We start from the raw sequence: 15,505 nt of genomic DNA, 5'->3' as shown, positions 1-15,505 counted from the left end.
AAGAGAGTGGAGGGGAAGTTATGGTTACAAAAAACGGTAGTAAACTCAGCAAAAGATATTTCAAATCTTATATGCAGCTAGTGATGAGTTCGAGAGAATTCTCTTTAGATGAAGCAAGAGATTATGCATTTGAAGAAATTTTTCAAAATGATGAAACGACGAACGGTGAATTTTCATTCGAGCAATTCGAACATGCTTATAAGGAAATGAAGGCTGAATAGGCTTAGAACTAAGTGAAGTGTAAGGTAGAAATGAGACTTTGATCGTCTCTTTTTTATTTGTAGCGGAAGGTGCTCCACTTCAGAGGCCTATTTGGACAGTCACAGGGGCGCGCGTTTATGGGGTAGTGTGAATGGTGGTTAAGAAAATAGAAGAGCATATGAGAAAAGGACAGGTAAGTACCTGTCCTTTTGTGTTAAAGCATTTTATATTCTTCGTGTCTGACAACCACACGCTTTTCTTCGTCTTCTGAGTATTCTTCCCATTCAGCAACAATCGTGTTGTTTAATAGGCTAACGACTTTTGCTCTGCGATTATCGATTTCAACGACACTACCGATTTCAGGGAGAATGATTTCCTGTTCCTGTTCTTCCTCCATGTAAATCCCTCTTTTCTCTTTAAACTGATTTATATAATAACATAATTTATTTTGGTTTCCTAACAATCTGAGGCATTCTCCTTATATTTTAATGATTATTTGGAGTCATAATGAAGCGCTTACGAACATAACGTGAACTATAGCCTATTCTCTCCCCCCTCTTCTTGAGGGGATTTTTGTTGTTAAGACCGTTTACAAGGAGTGTTTTGGAATATATTAACAAAAAAGGTTAACTCGTAATGAGTTAACCTTTCATTTTTTCGTTCGGTCTTTAACACGCATTAAAAGTCCGTTTCTTGGACGAAGTGTTATGAGTGGATAAGGCTCGATAGAACTCTGTTCTTCCAGTAAGTCAAACGTGAATTTCTGGCTAATGGTAGCGATGAGAAGAACCGCTTCCATCATAGCGAAGTGATTTCCAATACAAACTCGCGCTCCACCTCCAAAAGGGATATAAGTATATGAAGGGATTTTCTTAAGGAATCCCTCTTCAAATCGTTCAGGCTTAAACAAATGAGGTGAGGTGAAATATTCAGCATTCCGATGCATAACATAAGGGCTAATTAAAAGTCTGTCACCTTTCCGTAGTGTGAGTGCATCAAGTGTGGCCGCTTTTGTTACATCTCTTCCAAAGAGCCAGGCAGGTGGATAAAGGCGAAGGGCTTCTCGAATGACATTCGTCGTGTATGGCAAAAGTTCAACGTCTTTCGAGCAAGGGAGACGATTGCCTAGAACAGTCTCCAACTCCTCTAGCATTTTCTTTCTTTTAAGAGGGTGTTTCGCCAATAAATAGAAGGACCATGAAAGAGCATTTGCTGTTGTTTCATGACCAGCTAGAAAAATAGTCATGCATTCATCTCTTAGTTGCTGATCGGACATGGTACCATCTTCGTTCGTTGCTTTCATTAAAACACTGAGTAAATCATTAGAAGCTATGTTTCTTCTGGAGTTAATCATGTGATAGATCACTCGGTCCAACGTTTGGACTGAATGATTGAATTGCTTATTGTCTTTCGTTGGGATTGATAACGGGATTTTCAATAGGGAACGAATACGCTTGGTTACGATTTCAAGTGCTAAATCAATCGGTTTACCTACTGTTTCATGTGTTTCGAATAGCTCCATACTGAACATTGTTTTGGAAATAACAGCAAGCGTTATGTTCATCATATCTCTTGTAATTAATCTTGTTTCTCCATCTTTGAAACTTCTACAATACGTATCAGTAAGTGAGACCATCTCTTCTCCATACCTCTGAACTTCATCAGCTCGAAATAGCGGTTGAATGAGTTGACGCTGTTTACGGTGAAGTTCCCCTTCACTCGTAAGAAGTCCTTTACCAACAAAAGGTTCTAGTTGACGGAAGTTCTTTGATTTTGCGAATGCGTACTCTTTATTTAACATAATTTGCTTAACCGTAGCGGGATTTGTAAGGAGGTAAACCTTTTGTGGCCCGAATCTGAAATGCGCCACATCCCCTTGAAGCTCACTATTACTCATTAGAAAGTGAAGAGGATCTTGTCTAAATTCTTTTAGTTGGCCCCTAAGCCGTGACTTGGATGAGACCTTGGATTGTACTTTCATTGCAAAAACCTCCAATCTATCCTTCTTTAGATGACTATTTAAACTGACTCTATTAAATCCTCTTTTTTACAAATAGATAGAGAATATCACTCAACAAAAGAAGGAAATAGGCAATAAGCTCATTCATTGCTCATATACTGCTCTTGAAAAGAGGTGAAACAGTGGAGAGCGAACATAAAGGACCATGCAATCTTCCTAATTGCGCACAAACAACCGATCTGGCCCCTTCCTTCCGAGCTCAGGCTTTTGATCCGAAAGATAAAGAAATCAAGGAAGTCAGTCTTGAGGATTATCGAGGTAAATGGGTGATTCTCTTTTTCTATTCAAGTGACTTCACGTTTGTTTGACCAACGGAACTTGCAGCGGTCGCTGCTATTTATCCTCAGTTGAAGAGTATGAATACAGAAGTACTTGGGATTAGCACAGATAGTGTCTATGCTCATAAAGTGTTTACAGAAGTTTCCCCAGCTGCTTCTAAGGTGAACTATCCACTTGTGAGTGATCGGAATCATATGATCAGCAAAGCCTATCGTATTCTTAATGAAGACGCAGGAGCTACTTATCGAGGTACAGTTATTGTCGATCCTGAGGGAGTAATCGTGACGAAGATGGTCTATCCGGTTGAAGTAGGACGGAATGCGTATGAGATTCTTAGATTAATGCAGGGATTACAATATAACGAAATAACGGGTCAGGGTGTTCCGGCTAATTGGGTACCAGGACAGCCAGGTATTGTTCGTAACACGATGTATATAGGAAGAATTTGAAGGACAGCTGCGGAGTAGTACATCCGCAGCTGTTTTTAAGTTGGTAGAGCATGAACAGAAACAATCCCTGAACTGCTGCACATTAATGATGTTATAGTAGAATTGAAGAGTGTGTATTACCTTCCACTTTTGAAAAGAAAACACAATAATGAACATAGGATAGGAAGTGAACGATGAACCCAACAAAACAAGCGAAAATATTCGATAAACATGCAAAATTATATGAAAAGCGGAGAAACAAGATAACGATTGATACAAAGCTCCGTAAGAAGTTACTCGCAAATGCAAGTGGCAATATTCTGGAAGTGTCTGCTGGAACAGGGACGAACTTTCCACTATATCGTAACGTAACGTCATTAACGGCCGTCGATTTTAGTCCTGAAATGGTGCGCTATGCGAAAGGAGCAGCACAAGAAGTTTCGTACGATTGCACTGTTATTCAAGAAGATGTAGAGGAACTCATGTTTCAAGAGAATCAGTTTGATACCATCGTATCGACGCTTTCCATGTGTTCTTATCCCAATCCAGATTTTGTACTTGGCCAAATGTCAAGATGGTGCAAACCAGGTGGACAAATCCTCTTATTCGAACACGGTATTAGTTCGAATAAAGTAGCTGCTCGCTTGCAAGAAAAACTCGATCCTTTGTTGTCTGAACGGATTGGATGTCATCTTGATCGAGATATTATTAAATTAGTAAACAACAAATTGAAAGTTACTAAAGTCGAAAGTCACTTGATGGGAACGTTTCACCTGATTTGGGCAACTCCTTACAAATAGATTAGAAAAACCATTTCTTAAGCGGAATGGTTTTTTAATCCTCTTAAAGAAAGTGTTGAGCAATGATTAATGTCTGATTGAGTCGAATTGTGTCTTTTTTCTGAAAATTGTTACGAGCATAGGGGATAATATGATTTAATAGAAGTGATTGATGGTAAATAGGGAGAAGATCGGTCCTTACATAGCATATTTAAACTTTAATTATCGGAATTTACAAAATGGATAAGTCGTAGTGTTCTCAAATTAGATAGCTAAATGAAATAGTTTTACACTAAAATTAACCTGGACTGAAAAAGCCATCAATTGCAATAAAAGCTTTGTAACCATTATGTTACATTAGTGTTACAAAAATGTTACAATAGACTTATTATTTCAAAAGAAAGTGTGGCTAATATTATGTGTGGTTTTGTTGGGGTGTTACGTACAGAACCAGGGAAATCCGATCATCAAGATCGTTCTGATTTCGTACGAAGAAATCAAGTTATTACACATAGAGGTCCTGATGATGAAGGGTATTATACAGATGCATCTATATCTCTAGGATTTCGAAGGTTAAGTATTATTGATCTAGAAAGTGGTCATCAGCCCTATCATTATGAGAATGAGCGTTACTGGATGGTTTTTAATGGCGAAGTATACAATTACGTTGAACTTCGCGAGCAGTTAAGGAAAGAGGGTTTTACGTTTCAGACGGAATCTGACACGGAAGTCGTTCTTAGTCTTTTTGTCTACAAAGGCGAGAAAGCGTTTGCTGATTTACGCGGTATGTTTTCGATTCTTATCTGGGACAAGCATGAGAAAAAGCTGGTTGGAGCTCGTGATCCGTTTGGAATTAAGCCGCTTTATTACAAACAAGATGAGGAAGAAATTATTTTTGCCTCTGAGAAAAAGAGTATTACTCTCTTTGAAGAATTCGAGAAGGTTAATCCAGCTGCATTGCAGCACTATTTAAGCTTTCAATATGTACCTGAGCCGTTAACTATGACCGAAGGAATTAAGAAGGTTGAACCCGGTTATTATTTTGTTAAGAAACATAACGAACCGTTGGTGTTTAAACGCTATTTTCATGCAACATTTAAACCAATTACAACTGAACGTAACTGGATAAAATCCATTCAGGACGTTCTATATGATTCTGTAGGCATTCATATGCGAAGTGACGTACCGGTAGGATCTTTCTTATCAGGGGGAATTGATTCTTCCATTATTGTATCAATGGCAAAAAAGGTTAATCCACAAATCAAAACTTTCTCTGTTGGATTTGAGCATGAAGGTTATTCAGAAGTTGATGTAGCGAAAGAAACAGCTGAGAAGTTAGGCGTACCGAATTATGCTTATATGATTTCAGCGAAAGAGTATGTGCAAAAGCTTCCTAAGATCATGTGGCATATGGATGATCCGCTTGCAGACCCTGCATGTGTTCCCCTTTATTTCGTTGCAAGAGAAGCGCGAAAGCATGTAACGGTTGTTCTTTCAGGAGAAGGAGCAGATGAACTCTTCGGTGGTTATAACATCTACCGTGAGCCGAGTTCACTCCGTCTCTTTAAACCAATGCCGACAATCATGAAACGGATGGTAAATCAAGTAGCAAGCGTACTTCCAGAGGGTATGAGAGGAAAGAGCTTCCTTGAGCGTGGATCTACGCCACTATCCGAGCGGTACATTGGAAATGCAAAAATGTTTGAAGAGGAAGAAAAGGAAAAGCTACTCACAACTTACTTTGAGAATGAACATTATCAGAAAATCACGAAGCCATTCTATCAAAATGTAAAGCGTGAGAATCCTGTTAATCAGATGCAGTATGTTGACATTCAAACGTGGCTTCGAGGAGATATCTTATTAAAAGCTGATAAGATGACGATGGCGAATGCTCTCGAGCTTCGTGTACCATTCCTAGATAAAGAAGTATTTCGTGTTGCGCGAGAAATTCCAATAGATGAGAAGATCGCTGATGGCACAACAAAGTCAATTCTTCGCAAAGCAGTTCGAGGAATTGTTCCCAATCACGTTCTCGATCGTAAGAAACTTGGCTTCCCTGTACCGATTCGTCTTTGGTTGAAAAACGAGTTGTATGAATGGGCAAATCAGTTAATACATGTAAGTGAAACAGATTACTTAATCAATAAGTCATATGTGAAGGACTTGTTGGATGCGCATGCATCTGGAAAAGGTGATTATTCTCGTAAAATTTGGACCGTGCTTATTTTTATGCTATGGCATCAAATTTACGTAGAACAAATTTATTCGTCTGAAGAATTGCGTTTAGAGGATGAAATTGTGAGTAAAGTAGCTGCATATCGGTAAAAAAAGGTGACCAATGTGGTCACCTTTTCGTGTTGAATTAAGAGTGATGATCTTCAATGGTAAGGAGTCTCTTCTCGATTGGATAGTAGTCCTCTTGGTGGTTCGTAAAGACTGCGAGGTTATAAAGCTTTTGTAAAAGGTAATCACGATCAAGGTTGTAAATGAACTGTTTAGGAATATGATCCATCGAGTTTTTTGCAAAATCCCACACGATATCTAGTTTATCCTTACTAATCGATTGTGCAACCATACTAAGTGCAATAATAATCTCCGTAATGATGGGATAGTTATCTCCTGCATAGTGTCTTAAGTAGCCAAAGCCTCTATATAGGTAGTAACCGAAGTCCTCTGCATCCATAATGACTCGAACTTGTTTGTTTTGGTCGGCGAGATATGGCGTAAAGGTGATATCTCGTTCAACTTCAAGAAGGAGATCAGCCATCTGATGAATAACGGTGATTGTGGTCTGTGGATCATTATTTCCAAGCGACTTCACACCGATTTCAGATAGTTTTGTCATACCCATTTTGATATCTTGAATCTCTGTTTCTTTATATCCAACTTCGATATATGCAACGTATTTCTCAGGGTTAACACGTTCTGACCCTGGTCCCCAATATGAAAAGAAGCGATTATCTTTTAGAACATAATCTCCAACCTTGCTATGAAGCCCGACGATCACTTGATCTTTTTCTGCTTGATCTATCATGGCTTTAAAATCAATAAGTTGAATATAGCCAGATTTATGTGCTGTGATCAGTGTCTCATTATTTTGTTCCTTTTCCATAAGGTCGTTTGGCTCTTCACAACGAAACTGTTCAAGATCATTGCGGAGTGTTTTTCTGACTATGGAAATCGATTCTTCTTTCATATGTGTTGCGATATTATGCACTTGCATCCAGCTTGTTGCATGGTTCATAAAGAAAATGAATGTTATGACCGTTACAAAAGCAAGAAATACGGTCATGCCTGGGATAGCTACGAAATATTCGTTTTCTTCACTCGTGATAAATAAGAATATAACGAGGACATATACAAAACTAAAATGAAAGATTCCAATAAAATGCTGGGTCGTTCTGTCTGCTACGAAATTCATTAACATTCGAGGTGAGAACTGGCCACTAAACGTTGTGAGGACAACGAGTAAGGAGTTGAGTGTAAAGGCGCTGAGTGTTAAGATACCGCCAATTAGAGCGCTAATTAACAGGCGAGTTGGCTGTGCTGACGTACGTAACATTTCAGGAACGTAATTTGAAAGTTCAAACACAGTATCGACATAGAGTGTGATGGCTACGAAAATAAAAGAACCTAAAATGTATAACCCTGGCATATACCACAGTGTTGACTGAAGTTCATGCTTACGAATACGCTTTGGCATTTCAAAATACTTTCGTAGCTGCCACGGTAGTAATTTCTTAAACATGGCAGGGGCTCCCTTCTGAGTCTCTTTAACACTTTAGAATTACCCTTGTTGATTTGAATTAAACCGTGGATGAATAATTTTTTATATTAACTGGTGTTTTTATAAGTCTGTTTCTGAAAGTGATACTGTATAAAAAAACAGGCTCTTTTTGTAAGGCTCTTTTCTAAAAGGTTGTTGCTTTTTAAAGATTTTTCTATAAAGAATATCACTTAGCTGATTGTAGCGGAAGGGTGCTCGACTCCTGCGGGACTAGAGGGCCAGGTTATACCCCAAAGGAGTGCAATTTGCATTTTTATATTCGTTTTGATTGAAATAAATAATTGTGACAAATACTAAAAGAGAATGAAGAAATAAACAGTCAGTTTATGTAGGTGATGATAATGATAGATCAAAAAACTGTGTTATGGATGTTAGCTGCAGTTGGAATATTTTTACTCCTATTTAATTTAAGAAAGCGTCCGTTTAAGGATCGGTTGATCGTCTTTCTCATAACGAGTTATTATTCGTCCATTCTTGGTATTTTGGTAGTAGGTGAAGGGATGCTGTCTTATCCTGTTAACTTATTTAATAATCATTTCAGATCTAGCCTGACGTATGAGTACATCCTCTTTCCACTACTTAGTATTTATTATTATCAGACCACTTTACATTCAAATTGGAAAGGAATAGTAGGGCAGACAGCTCTTTATTCAGTTGGAATCACAGTAATTGAATTAGTACTCGAGAAGTATACGGGATTTATTCAATATGAGTCATGGACATCGACATATACATTTGTAAGCACATTTATCTTCCTTATTATTGTTCGGTACCTAATGAAATTTATTACATTCGAAGATCAGCAGCAACAATAAGGGACATGTATGTTTTGCACCTATTCAATAAATACTATCTTCAGATATTCGATAAGGAGGTAGTAGCTTTGAAGAGAACGATTATAATTGGCTTGTTTATGTTATTGTGCTTGCTTGTACCAGTTTCTTTCGCCTCAGCACAGATTCCGTCCTACGCAAAATGGGGAAAGACAGCGATTGAAGAAACCACCAAAAAGTATCCAGAGCAAGATGTAACAGACTATCGCTATGATGGAAAAGTTTTCATTTCTGATGTGCGTGAGCAGTATGACTTTGAATTCACATTAAAAAAAGAAGATGGTCAAACAAGAGAGATAAGAGTGTATGTTCTTGTGAACCCCAAAGCCGATAAGGTCATTGATGTTAAATATGATGAGATTGAGGAATTTCAATAAGCGTTTTTAACTAGAAGGTTGGCAAGTATGCTGACCTTCTTTTCTATGTAGGGTAGGAAAGAAGGATTTTAACGTGTTAAATCGAACCTAGTATCTATAGAGAGAAGCGAGACCTAATTGGCAAGAGGGAGAGGAGAACCATAATGATTATTAAACGAAAACGAGATGCGGAAGAATTGCTCTCGAATTTTGACCACGTTGCAGATTATGACAAAGCGGGAAACAAACATTACATTGTTTTTGAAGATTTTGTGAGAAATGGACATTGCACGATTATGAAATATGATGATACTTCTTTTTCAATACATGGTAAGGGTGACAGCTATTGTGATGAGAATGAACAGTTCATATCTAAAGATGAACTAGCTTCTTTTTTATGGAAACACCGAAAAGCAGTCAACCACTTACTTAAAAGTGTACAGAAAGAGAGTGTATCTTAGAGCGAAATAATCATTACATTAAAAGAACAGCGGAGTTCACTATGAGCTTCAGCTGTATTTTTTATGATGTAATATGTGTAATAGTGAACACAAAACAAGCGTATTGCCTGAACAGATGTTTTATTTCATGTAGACTAGTAGAGGTAAAGATACTCAGTAATGATTTGAGGGACGCTTGTGATCGGTGTATTTGTAGATATTATTGTGCCTGTTTTTATCCTTATAGGCATTGGAGTTGTGCTTCATCGTGTGTTTCATTTTGATCTCTACACACTAGCAAAGGTAAATATTTATTTTGTAGTACCGGGGTTTATTTTTCTTAAGCTGTACGAAACAGCCTTCTCACTATCGCTTTTTCTATCAGTGCTGTCATTTTTCTCAATTCTTATTATCGTTCTTTATCTTATTTCTACAGCAATTAGTCGTTTGTTCGGCTATAGCAAGAGCGTGCGCGCATCTTTTACTAACAGCATCTTATTCTATAACTCTGGAAACTATGGTGTACCTGTAAATGATCTTGTTTTTAAACATGATCCATATGCGATGTCGATTCAAGTAATCATTCTTACGTTTCAGAATATCCTAACGTTTTCATGGGGGATATTTGCGCTTAAGACAGTGGAGGGAAATAAATTAAGTGCAGTGCTTGGATATTTTAAGATGCCTGTGCTTTATGCGATGGTTTTAGGAATTGGCTTGAACCTACTGAACGTTGAAGTGCCTGAATTCGTCCTCATTCCAGCGAACTACATTGCAGATGCGATGGTGGCGTTAGCTCTTGTGACGCTTGGAGCTCAAGTCGCTCAGCTTCGCTTTGCGAAGAATCTTTCTGTTGTTTATGTTAGTCTCATTCTGAGATTGGTTATGGGGCCTGCCATTGCATTTGCTATTATTTACATTCTTAGTCTTAATGGTGTCATAGCTCAAGCATTACTCATATCTTCCGCTATGCCAACAGCTGTGAATAGTGCAATCATAGCGCAGGAATATGAAAACGAACCAGAATTAGCTGCGCAAATTGTGCTGGCTTCAACTGTGTTTAGTATGGTAACGGTGACTGTTGTGATTGCTGTTAGCAGAGTGTTGTTCTAAGTATTGGAAGTAGGGGAGGCAGGGTACTATTTAGAAGCGTTAAGAGTAAAATTGGTAACTAGAACCATTGATTTTCTGAAGGAAAAGATGTAAAGTATGTTCATAAGCAATACCCATTTCCTGCAACGCACGTTTACAACGGTTGTCTCAAACCGATGCTAGTTTTCCGGGAACTCTATATCCAACTGCTGATAACAAGCCGGCCTTCTGAGCGGGACGTTAAAGGTAGCTGTGCGGGTACCCACCTGCTTTTACGCGGGCTTTGAGACACTTATAGTGACGACGGAGCGGGTATGGGTTATATTTGTTTATTGGATTGTTAAAGAATGTAATCGAGTTATATATAAATAGCGAACGTGAGAAAAGCATGAGGGCATGTAAATGCCCTCATGCTTTTTTGCATTTCTATAAAAATTCGACATAAATCGAGCTAAAGCGGGTGGTGACAGGCACCCGCACTTTTTACGTGAAGTACTCAAGCTTTGCGTCTGGAAAGAATTTATCAATGTAACCACCTAGGGTGTCTTTCATATCCTGTTGTTGGTCTTTTTGGTAGACGTACTTTCCGATACCGTATTTTCCCCATTTGTACATCCGGTCTTCTTCTTCCATTTCTAGTTTGGACATTGGATAGTTCTTTTGAATAACGCGCTTAGCTGGTTTGGTGAAGCGGTGTTGAATTAGCTCAAAGGTTAGATCCTTTGTTGCGCTTTTCGGAAGTTTGTCTTCAAGCTTCTCAAATAGTTCAAGATATCCTTGTTTCCAGTCATCGTATAAGTAAATGGGTGCTACGATGAATCCGAGCGGATATCCAGCTGCAGCGACCTTTGCTGCCGCTTCAATTCGTTCATCAAGTCTTGAAGTACCTGGCTCAAGGAATTTAATGACGTAATCGGCGTTCATACTAAACCTGAATCTAGTTCTACCCTGATGGTCTGCGTCAAGAAGGTGGTCGACATGGGCGAACTTCGTTACAAAGCGTAGTCTACCGAAGTCAGATTTACCGAAATACTCAATAGCACGCTTGAGCGTGTGGGTTAAGTGGTCTATTCCGACGATGTCTGATGTACAGGATGCTTCAAATCGAGTTGGTTCTGGTGCTCGTTCTTGCATGTACTTCTCAGCTGCATCAAAAATATCTTCTGTGTTTACATACGTTCGTATGTAAGGCTTGCTTCCCATGGTTGTTTGCAAGTAACAATAGTGGCAGTGCCCCATACACCCTGTTGCGAAGGGAATGGCATATTCAGCAGATGGTTTTGACGTATCAAATTTGAGTGTTTTTCGAACACCAACAACGAGCGTCGATTTCGCTACGCGGTACTGCTGAAAGTGATTGTCACCAGGAAGATTGCGAACTTGGTTATGTGAGGTCGTTTCTCGAATTTCAATACCCATTTTAGTGAACTTATCATGAAGCTCTTTTCCTAATGGATACTCTAACGCACGGGGCTCCATATAAACCAGCTGTGGAACAAATGGCTTAACCAATTGAAATACCCCCTATTCAGCAGAGCCGAAGTATGTGGCGTATGCCTGTTCAGCTTCTGCTTCTGAATGGTAGATCGCAATATCTGAATCAAGCGGATAGTACGTTTCATATAGAAATAGAGCGAGTTGCCCAGGGTGGTCTGGATCATTAACCACTGCTGCTTCTTGAATATTCGCCACATTATATGTGTGTGGATTTCGATACATCACGTACACAACATCTCCAGCTTGATAACTTTGTGGGTGTTGAGAAGAATCATAAATATCCATTCATTATCACTCCTTTATTCGCTTCTTCCTCATTGTTCCACAATAGGCACAAATCCTTGCTGGTAATTTACGCCTGTTTTCATCATATCGAGTGCATTGCTGCATATGATGTTCTGTTGACTCAAAATTAAGGAGGTGCGTGAAGGCGTGCTGAAGTATCTTATGAAACTCTTGCCTTCACTGAGCTTTTGCGACAGAACTTTTTCACGTTTCAAGGTTTATAGGAAGATGAGAGGTGGCGTCTGGTATAAGGTGTCAGACCGTGTTATGCCGAAACGTAGTATATGGGTGAGGGAGATCATAAATCCTGAAGCTTATTATGTGTGGAAACGAGAGGTTCACTAAAGCAATAGCCAAAAGCACAGTAGCATTTCTGCTTCTGTGCTTTTTCTGTGACATAGTTCGACATAAAGCGGGTGGTGACAGGCACTAACTTAGTACTGCGAAGAGAAATTGACTCATTGGGTGATACACAAATGTGATCAGGTCCAAGGGATTTGGGATTGGGACATTCATGATTTGAGCAACTAATAAAGGGTACCCAATAAGAAGGAGAATGGAGTAAGTCCATAGCTCTTTCTTTTTCTTGTTTTTCCTTAGTTTCGGAATCTCAACGATACTAAAAGCGAGAATGATTATTCCAATTAATAAGGCGAACTGCACACTAGTCATCCCCTTTTCTTTGGAAGGATTCTGTAATGGTTCCAAGACGCGGAATGGTTGCGTGTACTTCATAATTTACTTCAACATCTTGGAAATCATCGTCCCAGCTTTTTTTCATTACTTTCCACTCATTTGGATTGCTTCGGTAAAGTAAAGTTCCAAAGCCAAATATATCGCTATTTAACTCTTTAGCTGCTTTAACTGACTTTTCCATTTTGTCTTTTACATCATTCTCAACTTTGTTTTCTAGGTCTTCGAGGTTCTTAGGGTTTGTAAAATCGGTGCTACACTCAACATCTCCTACGTTACCTTCAATTCGAACAGTAGCTGTAATGGTAGGGATGTGGTTTCTCAACTGGACTTTTAATTTAGTGTTTGTGTTAACCACTTCAACAGATGCTGAGTTTTCAGAGCAGGGAACATTGATGATGGTACTTTCCACATTATCTTGTAGATAATTAAATCCTTTGCTTTCATCTTCGTTTAGCCAACCTACAAGCTTATCACCTTTAAATACGCCGATATTTCCAATTTGGATCGTCGTTGGTGGGTCTACTTTTTCTACGTTTTTCATATCTATTCCGATTTCAGGATCTCCCTTAAGATTAATTCCCGTGAGAACTGCCTCAACCCCATCTCCTACAAGTGTATTAATTAATTCATCCAACTTGACGGTATGAGTCGGCGCCCAGTTTTTCTCAGACATCTCAAGGGATGAGACCATTTTACTCGCTGGGATTTTATCCATTGGTGTAAGGATTTTAAGAAGTTCATCTGCTTTCGTGTCTTTCGCAATAACTAGTAAGAAATCTGTTCGCATTTCATGGTCTCTTGAGAGAAAGTCGAGCGTTTTTAAGATACCACTTTCTGCTAACTCTTCACCGAACACCACTTTTTGGACGTGTGAGAAATATACTTTACGTGGCGCTTCAACTGTTAACCTGCGAAATGCTTCAAATAATGTACCACCTGTCGTTCGATACGTAGTGACAGCTGCACGGCTCGTTGGATTTTGTGAAACAATTTCGCCTGGATTTAAAACTTGGACAGAAAGAAGATATCCGTCGTCGCTTTTATCAATACCTATAGCAGTTGCAATTGCAACTTGGTTAAGTTCTTTGCTGCTCCAGCAGCTTGTAAGTGTAATCAAGCAGATAACAAGCGGGAGGAGGCGACATACAATAAATTTCATGTTCTTATCCACCTTCTTATCAATTGTTCACTTGGAATCGGGTTTGGGAGATGGTGTTTGATTTCGCGTTTTATTTTCACTCATAAATGCAGGTCGTGAAGATAAGGACCATAGAGGAGCACGAATAATAGCATCTTTTTGATCATTCATTATAAGTGGAGCCATAGGTGACATGTAAGGTGCACCAAAAGAACGAAGACCACAAAGGTGGAGCACCATTGCGATAAGGCCGAGAATGATGCCAAATAAGCCGAAAGTTGCTGCAAGAATCATAAACGGAAATCGAAGGATACGAACGGAAATAGCCATGTTAAAGGCAGGCATAACAAAACTACTAATGGCAGTAATGGAGACGACGATAACCATAGCATTTGAGACAATTCCGGCTTCTACTGCTGCCTGCCCGAGTACAAGAGCTCCAACGATAGATATGGCAGAGCCAACAGCTCTAGGCATTCGAACTCCTGCTTCACGTAGAATTTCGAAGGTAAGTTCCATTAGAATTGCTTCAATTAAGGCAGGGAAAGGAATCCCTTCTCGTTGGGCTGCAAGACTTATGAGAAGTGGTGTTGGAAGCATTTCTTGGTGAAAAGTTGTGACAGCAATATAAGCCGATGGTGTGAGTAGCGCTAGAAAGAATGAAATATAGCGAAGTAATCGAATGAGTACCCCTTGATCAAAACGCTGGTAATAGTCCTCACTTGATTGAAAGAATTGGACAAATAGTGCAGGAACGAGTAGCACAAAAGGTGTTCCATCGATAACGATTGCAATCCGTCCTTCAAGAATACCCGCAGCAACTGTATCAGGTCTTTCAGAGTTGAAAATTGTCGGGAATGGAGAATACGTCTCATCTTGAATATGTTCTTCGATATTGGCGCTCTCAAGAATTCCATCTATAGTAATACGACTAAGGCGCTCACGCACTTCATCGACAAGCTCCGGTTCAACAACACCGTTCAAATAAATTAGAGCCACGTCTGTATGTGTCTTTGCTCCAATTGTTTTTGTTTCAATCCAGAGGTTAGGGTCTTTAATTTTACGACGTATGAGGGCTGTATTCGTTCGAAGTGTTTCTGTAAAGCCATCTTTCGGACCGCGAATAACGGTTTGGGATGTTGGTTCATTAACACCGCGATCTTCCCATCCTCTTGAACCAATTGCAACTCCTTCTGCATCTCCATCTATAAGAATAGCCGTATCACCTGATAACACATGTTGAAAGAATATATCAAAATCTTTTATTGGAACCATATCTCCTGAAGCGATTGAAAAGGTTTTTAAGATATCGAGATGACTTTTGTTTTGAAAGGCGTCACTTGTAAGATCTGATTGACGGATATCAAACATTAACGGTTCAATAATAAAATCCTGAACCATAGCTTTGTCTGCTAGACCGTCTGTATAGAACACTGCAAGATGCATTGATCCATCAACACCTGCTTTAAATTCTCTAATGACAATGTCCGAGCTTTCGCCAAGTGTTTTTTGGATGTGTTCGATGTTTTTTTTAAGACTGAAGTGGAAAGAGGATACGTTATGTGAAGAAGGCGGCGTTTGTTCATTTACATTAGATCTTTTTCTTCTTCTTTCACCCAATTTACGGATACGTTTCATAGCAAAACTCCTCAGGCATAATCTACTATGTATCTT

Annotated in this window: 16 protein-coding genes and 1 other RNA gene; 9 read left to right on the top strand and 8 right to left on the bottom strand. The window is 39.1% G+C overall.

From position 1 onward, the window contains the following. The first annotated feature begins 20 nt into the window (after positions 1-20). Positions 21-221 carry a hypothetical protein gene (locus tag FBF83_RS04725; RefSeq protein ID WP_136945958.1) on the top strand — a complete coding sequence of 67 codons (201 nt, stop codon included), beginning with the start codon at positions 21-23 and terminating at the stop codon, positions 219-221. A 194-nt stretch (positions 222-415) separates the two neighbouring features. On the opposite strand, the gene FBF83_RS04720 is transcribed toward FBF83_RS04725, so the two are convergent. Beyond that, positions 416-598: a hypothetical protein gene (locus FBF83_RS04720; protein ID WP_136945957.1), complete on the bottom strand. Its 183-nt coding sequence runs from the start codon at positions 596-598 to the stop codon at positions 416-418. A gap of 252 nt (positions 599-850) precedes the next feature. Next, positions 851-2,182 carry a cytochrome P450 gene (locus FBF83_RS04715; RefSeq protein WP_136945956.1) on the bottom strand — a complete coding sequence of 444 codons (1,332 nt, stop codon included), beginning with the start codon at positions 2,180-2,182 and terminating at the stop codon, positions 851-853. Positions 2,183-2,343: 161 nt separating this feature from the next. Between FBF83_RS04715 and FBF83_RS21110 the strand changes: the two genes are divergently transcribed. The 3 genes from FBF83_RS21110 (at position 2,344) to asnB (ending at position 6,032) form a co-directional block, all read left to right on the top strand. Further along, on the top strand, positions 2,344-2,949 hold the full coding sequence (locus FBF83_RS21110; protein ID WP_136945955.1) for a peroxiredoxin: 606 nt from the start codon (positions 2,344-2,346) through the stop codon (positions 2,947-2,949). A 173-nt stretch (positions 2,950-3,122) separates the two neighbouring features. Beyond that, on the top strand, positions 3,123-3,728 hold the full coding sequence (locus FBF83_RS04705; RefSeq protein WP_136945954.1) for a class I SAM-dependent methyltransferase: 606 nt from the start codon (positions 3,123-3,125) through the stop codon (positions 3,726-3,728). 396 nt (positions 3,729-4,124) lie between these two features. Next, positions 4,125-6,032 (top strand): asparagine synthase (glutamine-hydrolyzing), encoded by a 1,908-nt coding sequence (gene asnB / locus FBF83_RS04700; protein ID WP_136945953.1) that lies wholly within the window; start codon positions 4,125-4,127, stop codon positions 6,030-6,032. Between the two features lie 37 nt (positions 6,033-6,069). Here the strand turns inward: asnB and FBF83_RS04695 are convergent, their stop codons facing one another. After that, the gene (locus FBF83_RS04695; protein ID WP_136945952.1) at positions 6,070-7,455 is read right to left on the bottom strand and encodes a DUF2254 domain-containing protein; all 1,386 of its coding nucleotides are present in this window, start codon (positions 7,453-7,455) and stop codon (positions 6,070-6,072) included. 380 nt (positions 7,456-7,835) lie between these two features. Between FBF83_RS04695 and FBF83_RS04690 the strand changes: the two genes are divergently transcribed. From FBF83_RS04690 to ssrS, 5 genes are all read left to right on the top strand, one after another. Then, positions 7,836-8,309, top strand: a complete 474-nt coding sequence (locus FBF83_RS04690; RefSeq protein ID WP_205665301.1) for a CBO0543 family protein — start codon at positions 7,836-7,838, stop codon at positions 8,307-8,309. Between the two features lie 68 nt (positions 8,310-8,377). Continuing rightward, entirely contained in the window at positions 8,378-8,704 is a 327-nt protein-coding gene (locus FBF83_RS04685; RefSeq protein ID WP_169525178.1) for a DUF3889 domain-containing protein, read from the top strand. Between the two features lie 143 nt (positions 8,705-8,847). Then, positions 8,848-9,144 (top strand): hypothetical protein, encoded by a 297-nt coding sequence (locus FBF83_RS04680; protein WP_136945950.1) that lies wholly within the window; start codon positions 8,848-8,850, stop codon positions 9,142-9,144. Between the two features lie 177 nt (positions 9,145-9,321). After that, positions 9,322-10,236: an AEC family transporter gene (locus FBF83_RS04675; protein WP_136945949.1), complete on the top strand. Its 915-nt coding sequence runs from the start codon at positions 9,322-9,324 to the stop codon at positions 10,234-10,236. A 114-nt stretch (positions 10,237-10,350) separates the two neighbouring features. After that, a non-coding RNA gene (gene ssrS / locus FBF83_RS04670) (6S RNA) lies at positions 10,351-10,534 on the top strand. Positions 10,535-10,698: 164 nt separating this feature from the next. Here the strand turns inward: ssrS and splB are convergent. The 5 genes from splB to FBF83_RS04645 form a co-directional block, all read right to left on the bottom strand. Beyond that, entirely contained in the window at positions 10,699-11,727 is a 1,029-nt protein-coding gene (gene splB, locus FBF83_RS04665; RefSeq protein ID WP_136945948.1) for a spore photoproduct lyase, read from the bottom strand. 12 nt (positions 11,728-11,739) lie between these two features. Beyond that, positions 11,740-11,997 (bottom strand): transcriptional regulator SplA domain-containing protein, encoded by a 258-nt coding sequence (locus FBF83_RS04660; RefSeq protein WP_136945947.1) that lies wholly within the window; start codon positions 11,995-11,997, stop codon positions 11,740-11,742. Between the two features lie 429 nt (positions 11,998-12,426). Beyond that, the gene (locus FBF83_RS04655; RefSeq protein WP_205665300.1) at positions 12,427-12,660 is read right to left on the bottom strand and encodes a hypothetical protein; all 234 of its coding nucleotides are present in this window, start codon (positions 12,658-12,660) and stop codon (positions 12,427-12,429) included. Position 12,661: 1 nt separating this feature from the next. Further along, positions 12,662-13,852 (bottom strand): Ger(x)C family spore germination protein, encoded by a 1,191-nt coding sequence (locus tag FBF83_RS04650; protein ID WP_136945945.1) that lies wholly within the window; start codon positions 13,850-13,852, stop codon positions 12,662-12,664. A gap of 27 nt (positions 13,853-13,879) precedes the next feature. Then, positions 13,880-15,469, bottom strand: a complete 1,590-nt coding sequence (locus tag FBF83_RS04645; protein ID WP_136945944.1) for a spore germination protein — start codon at positions 15,467-15,469, stop codon at positions 13,880-13,882. Positions 15,470-15,505: the final 36 nt, after the last annotated feature.

Source organism: Guptibacillus hwajinpoensis, assembly GCF_005144865.1.
Taxonomy (GTDB): domain Bacteria; phylum Bacillota; class Bacilli; order Bacillales; family Guptibacillaceae; genus Guptibacillus; species Guptibacillus hwajinpoensis_A.
This window is presented reverse-complemented; position numbering and strand designations above follow the sequence as displayed.

Excerpts from the sequence above, each read along its gene's own strand:
- FBF83_RS04660 (WP_136945947.1), bottom strand. The coding sequence starts at position 11,997 with ATGGATATTTATGATTCTTCTCAACACCCACAAAGTTATCAAGCTGGA.
- FBF83_RS04650 (WP_136945945.1), bottom strand. The coding sequence starts at position 13,852 with ATGAAATTTATTGTATGTCGCCTCCTCCCGCTTGTTATCTGCTTGATT.
- FBF83_RS04715 (WP_136945956.1), bottom strand. The coding sequence starts at position 2,182 with ATGAAAGTACAATCCAAGGTCTCATCCAAGTCACGGCTTAGGGGCCAA.
- FBF83_RS04695 (WP_136945952.1), bottom strand. The coding sequence starts at position 7,455 with ATGTTTAAGAAATTACTACCGTGGCAGCTACGAAAGTATTTTGAAATG.
- FBF83_RS04705 (WP_136945954.1), top strand. The coding sequence starts at position 3,123 with ATGAACCCAACAAAACAAGCGAAAATATTCGATAAACATGCAAAATTA.
- FBF83_RS04720 (WP_136945957.1), bottom strand. The coding sequence starts at position 598 with ATGGAGGAAGAACAGGAACAGGAAATCATTCTCCCTGAAATCGGTAGT.
- FBF83_RS04645 (WP_136945944.1), bottom strand. The coding sequence starts at position 15,469 with ATGAAACGTATCCGTAAATTGGGTGAAAGAAGAAGAAAAAGATCTAAT.
- FBF83_RS04725 (WP_136945958.1), top strand. The coding sequence starts at position 21 with ATGGTTACAAAAAACGGTAGTAAACTCAGCAAAAGATATTTCAAATCT.
- asnB (WP_136945953.1), top strand. The coding sequence starts at position 4,125 with ATGTGTGGTTTTGTTGGGGTGTTACGTACAGAACCAGGGAAATCCGAT.
- FBF83_RS04680 (WP_136945950.1), top strand. The coding sequence starts at position 8,848 with ATGATTATTAAACGAAAACGAGATGCGGAAGAATTGCTCTCGAATTTT.
- FBF83_RS04690 (WP_205665301.1), top strand. The coding sequence starts at position 7,836 with ATGATAGATCAAAAAACTGTGTTATGGATGTTAGCTGCAGTTGGAATA.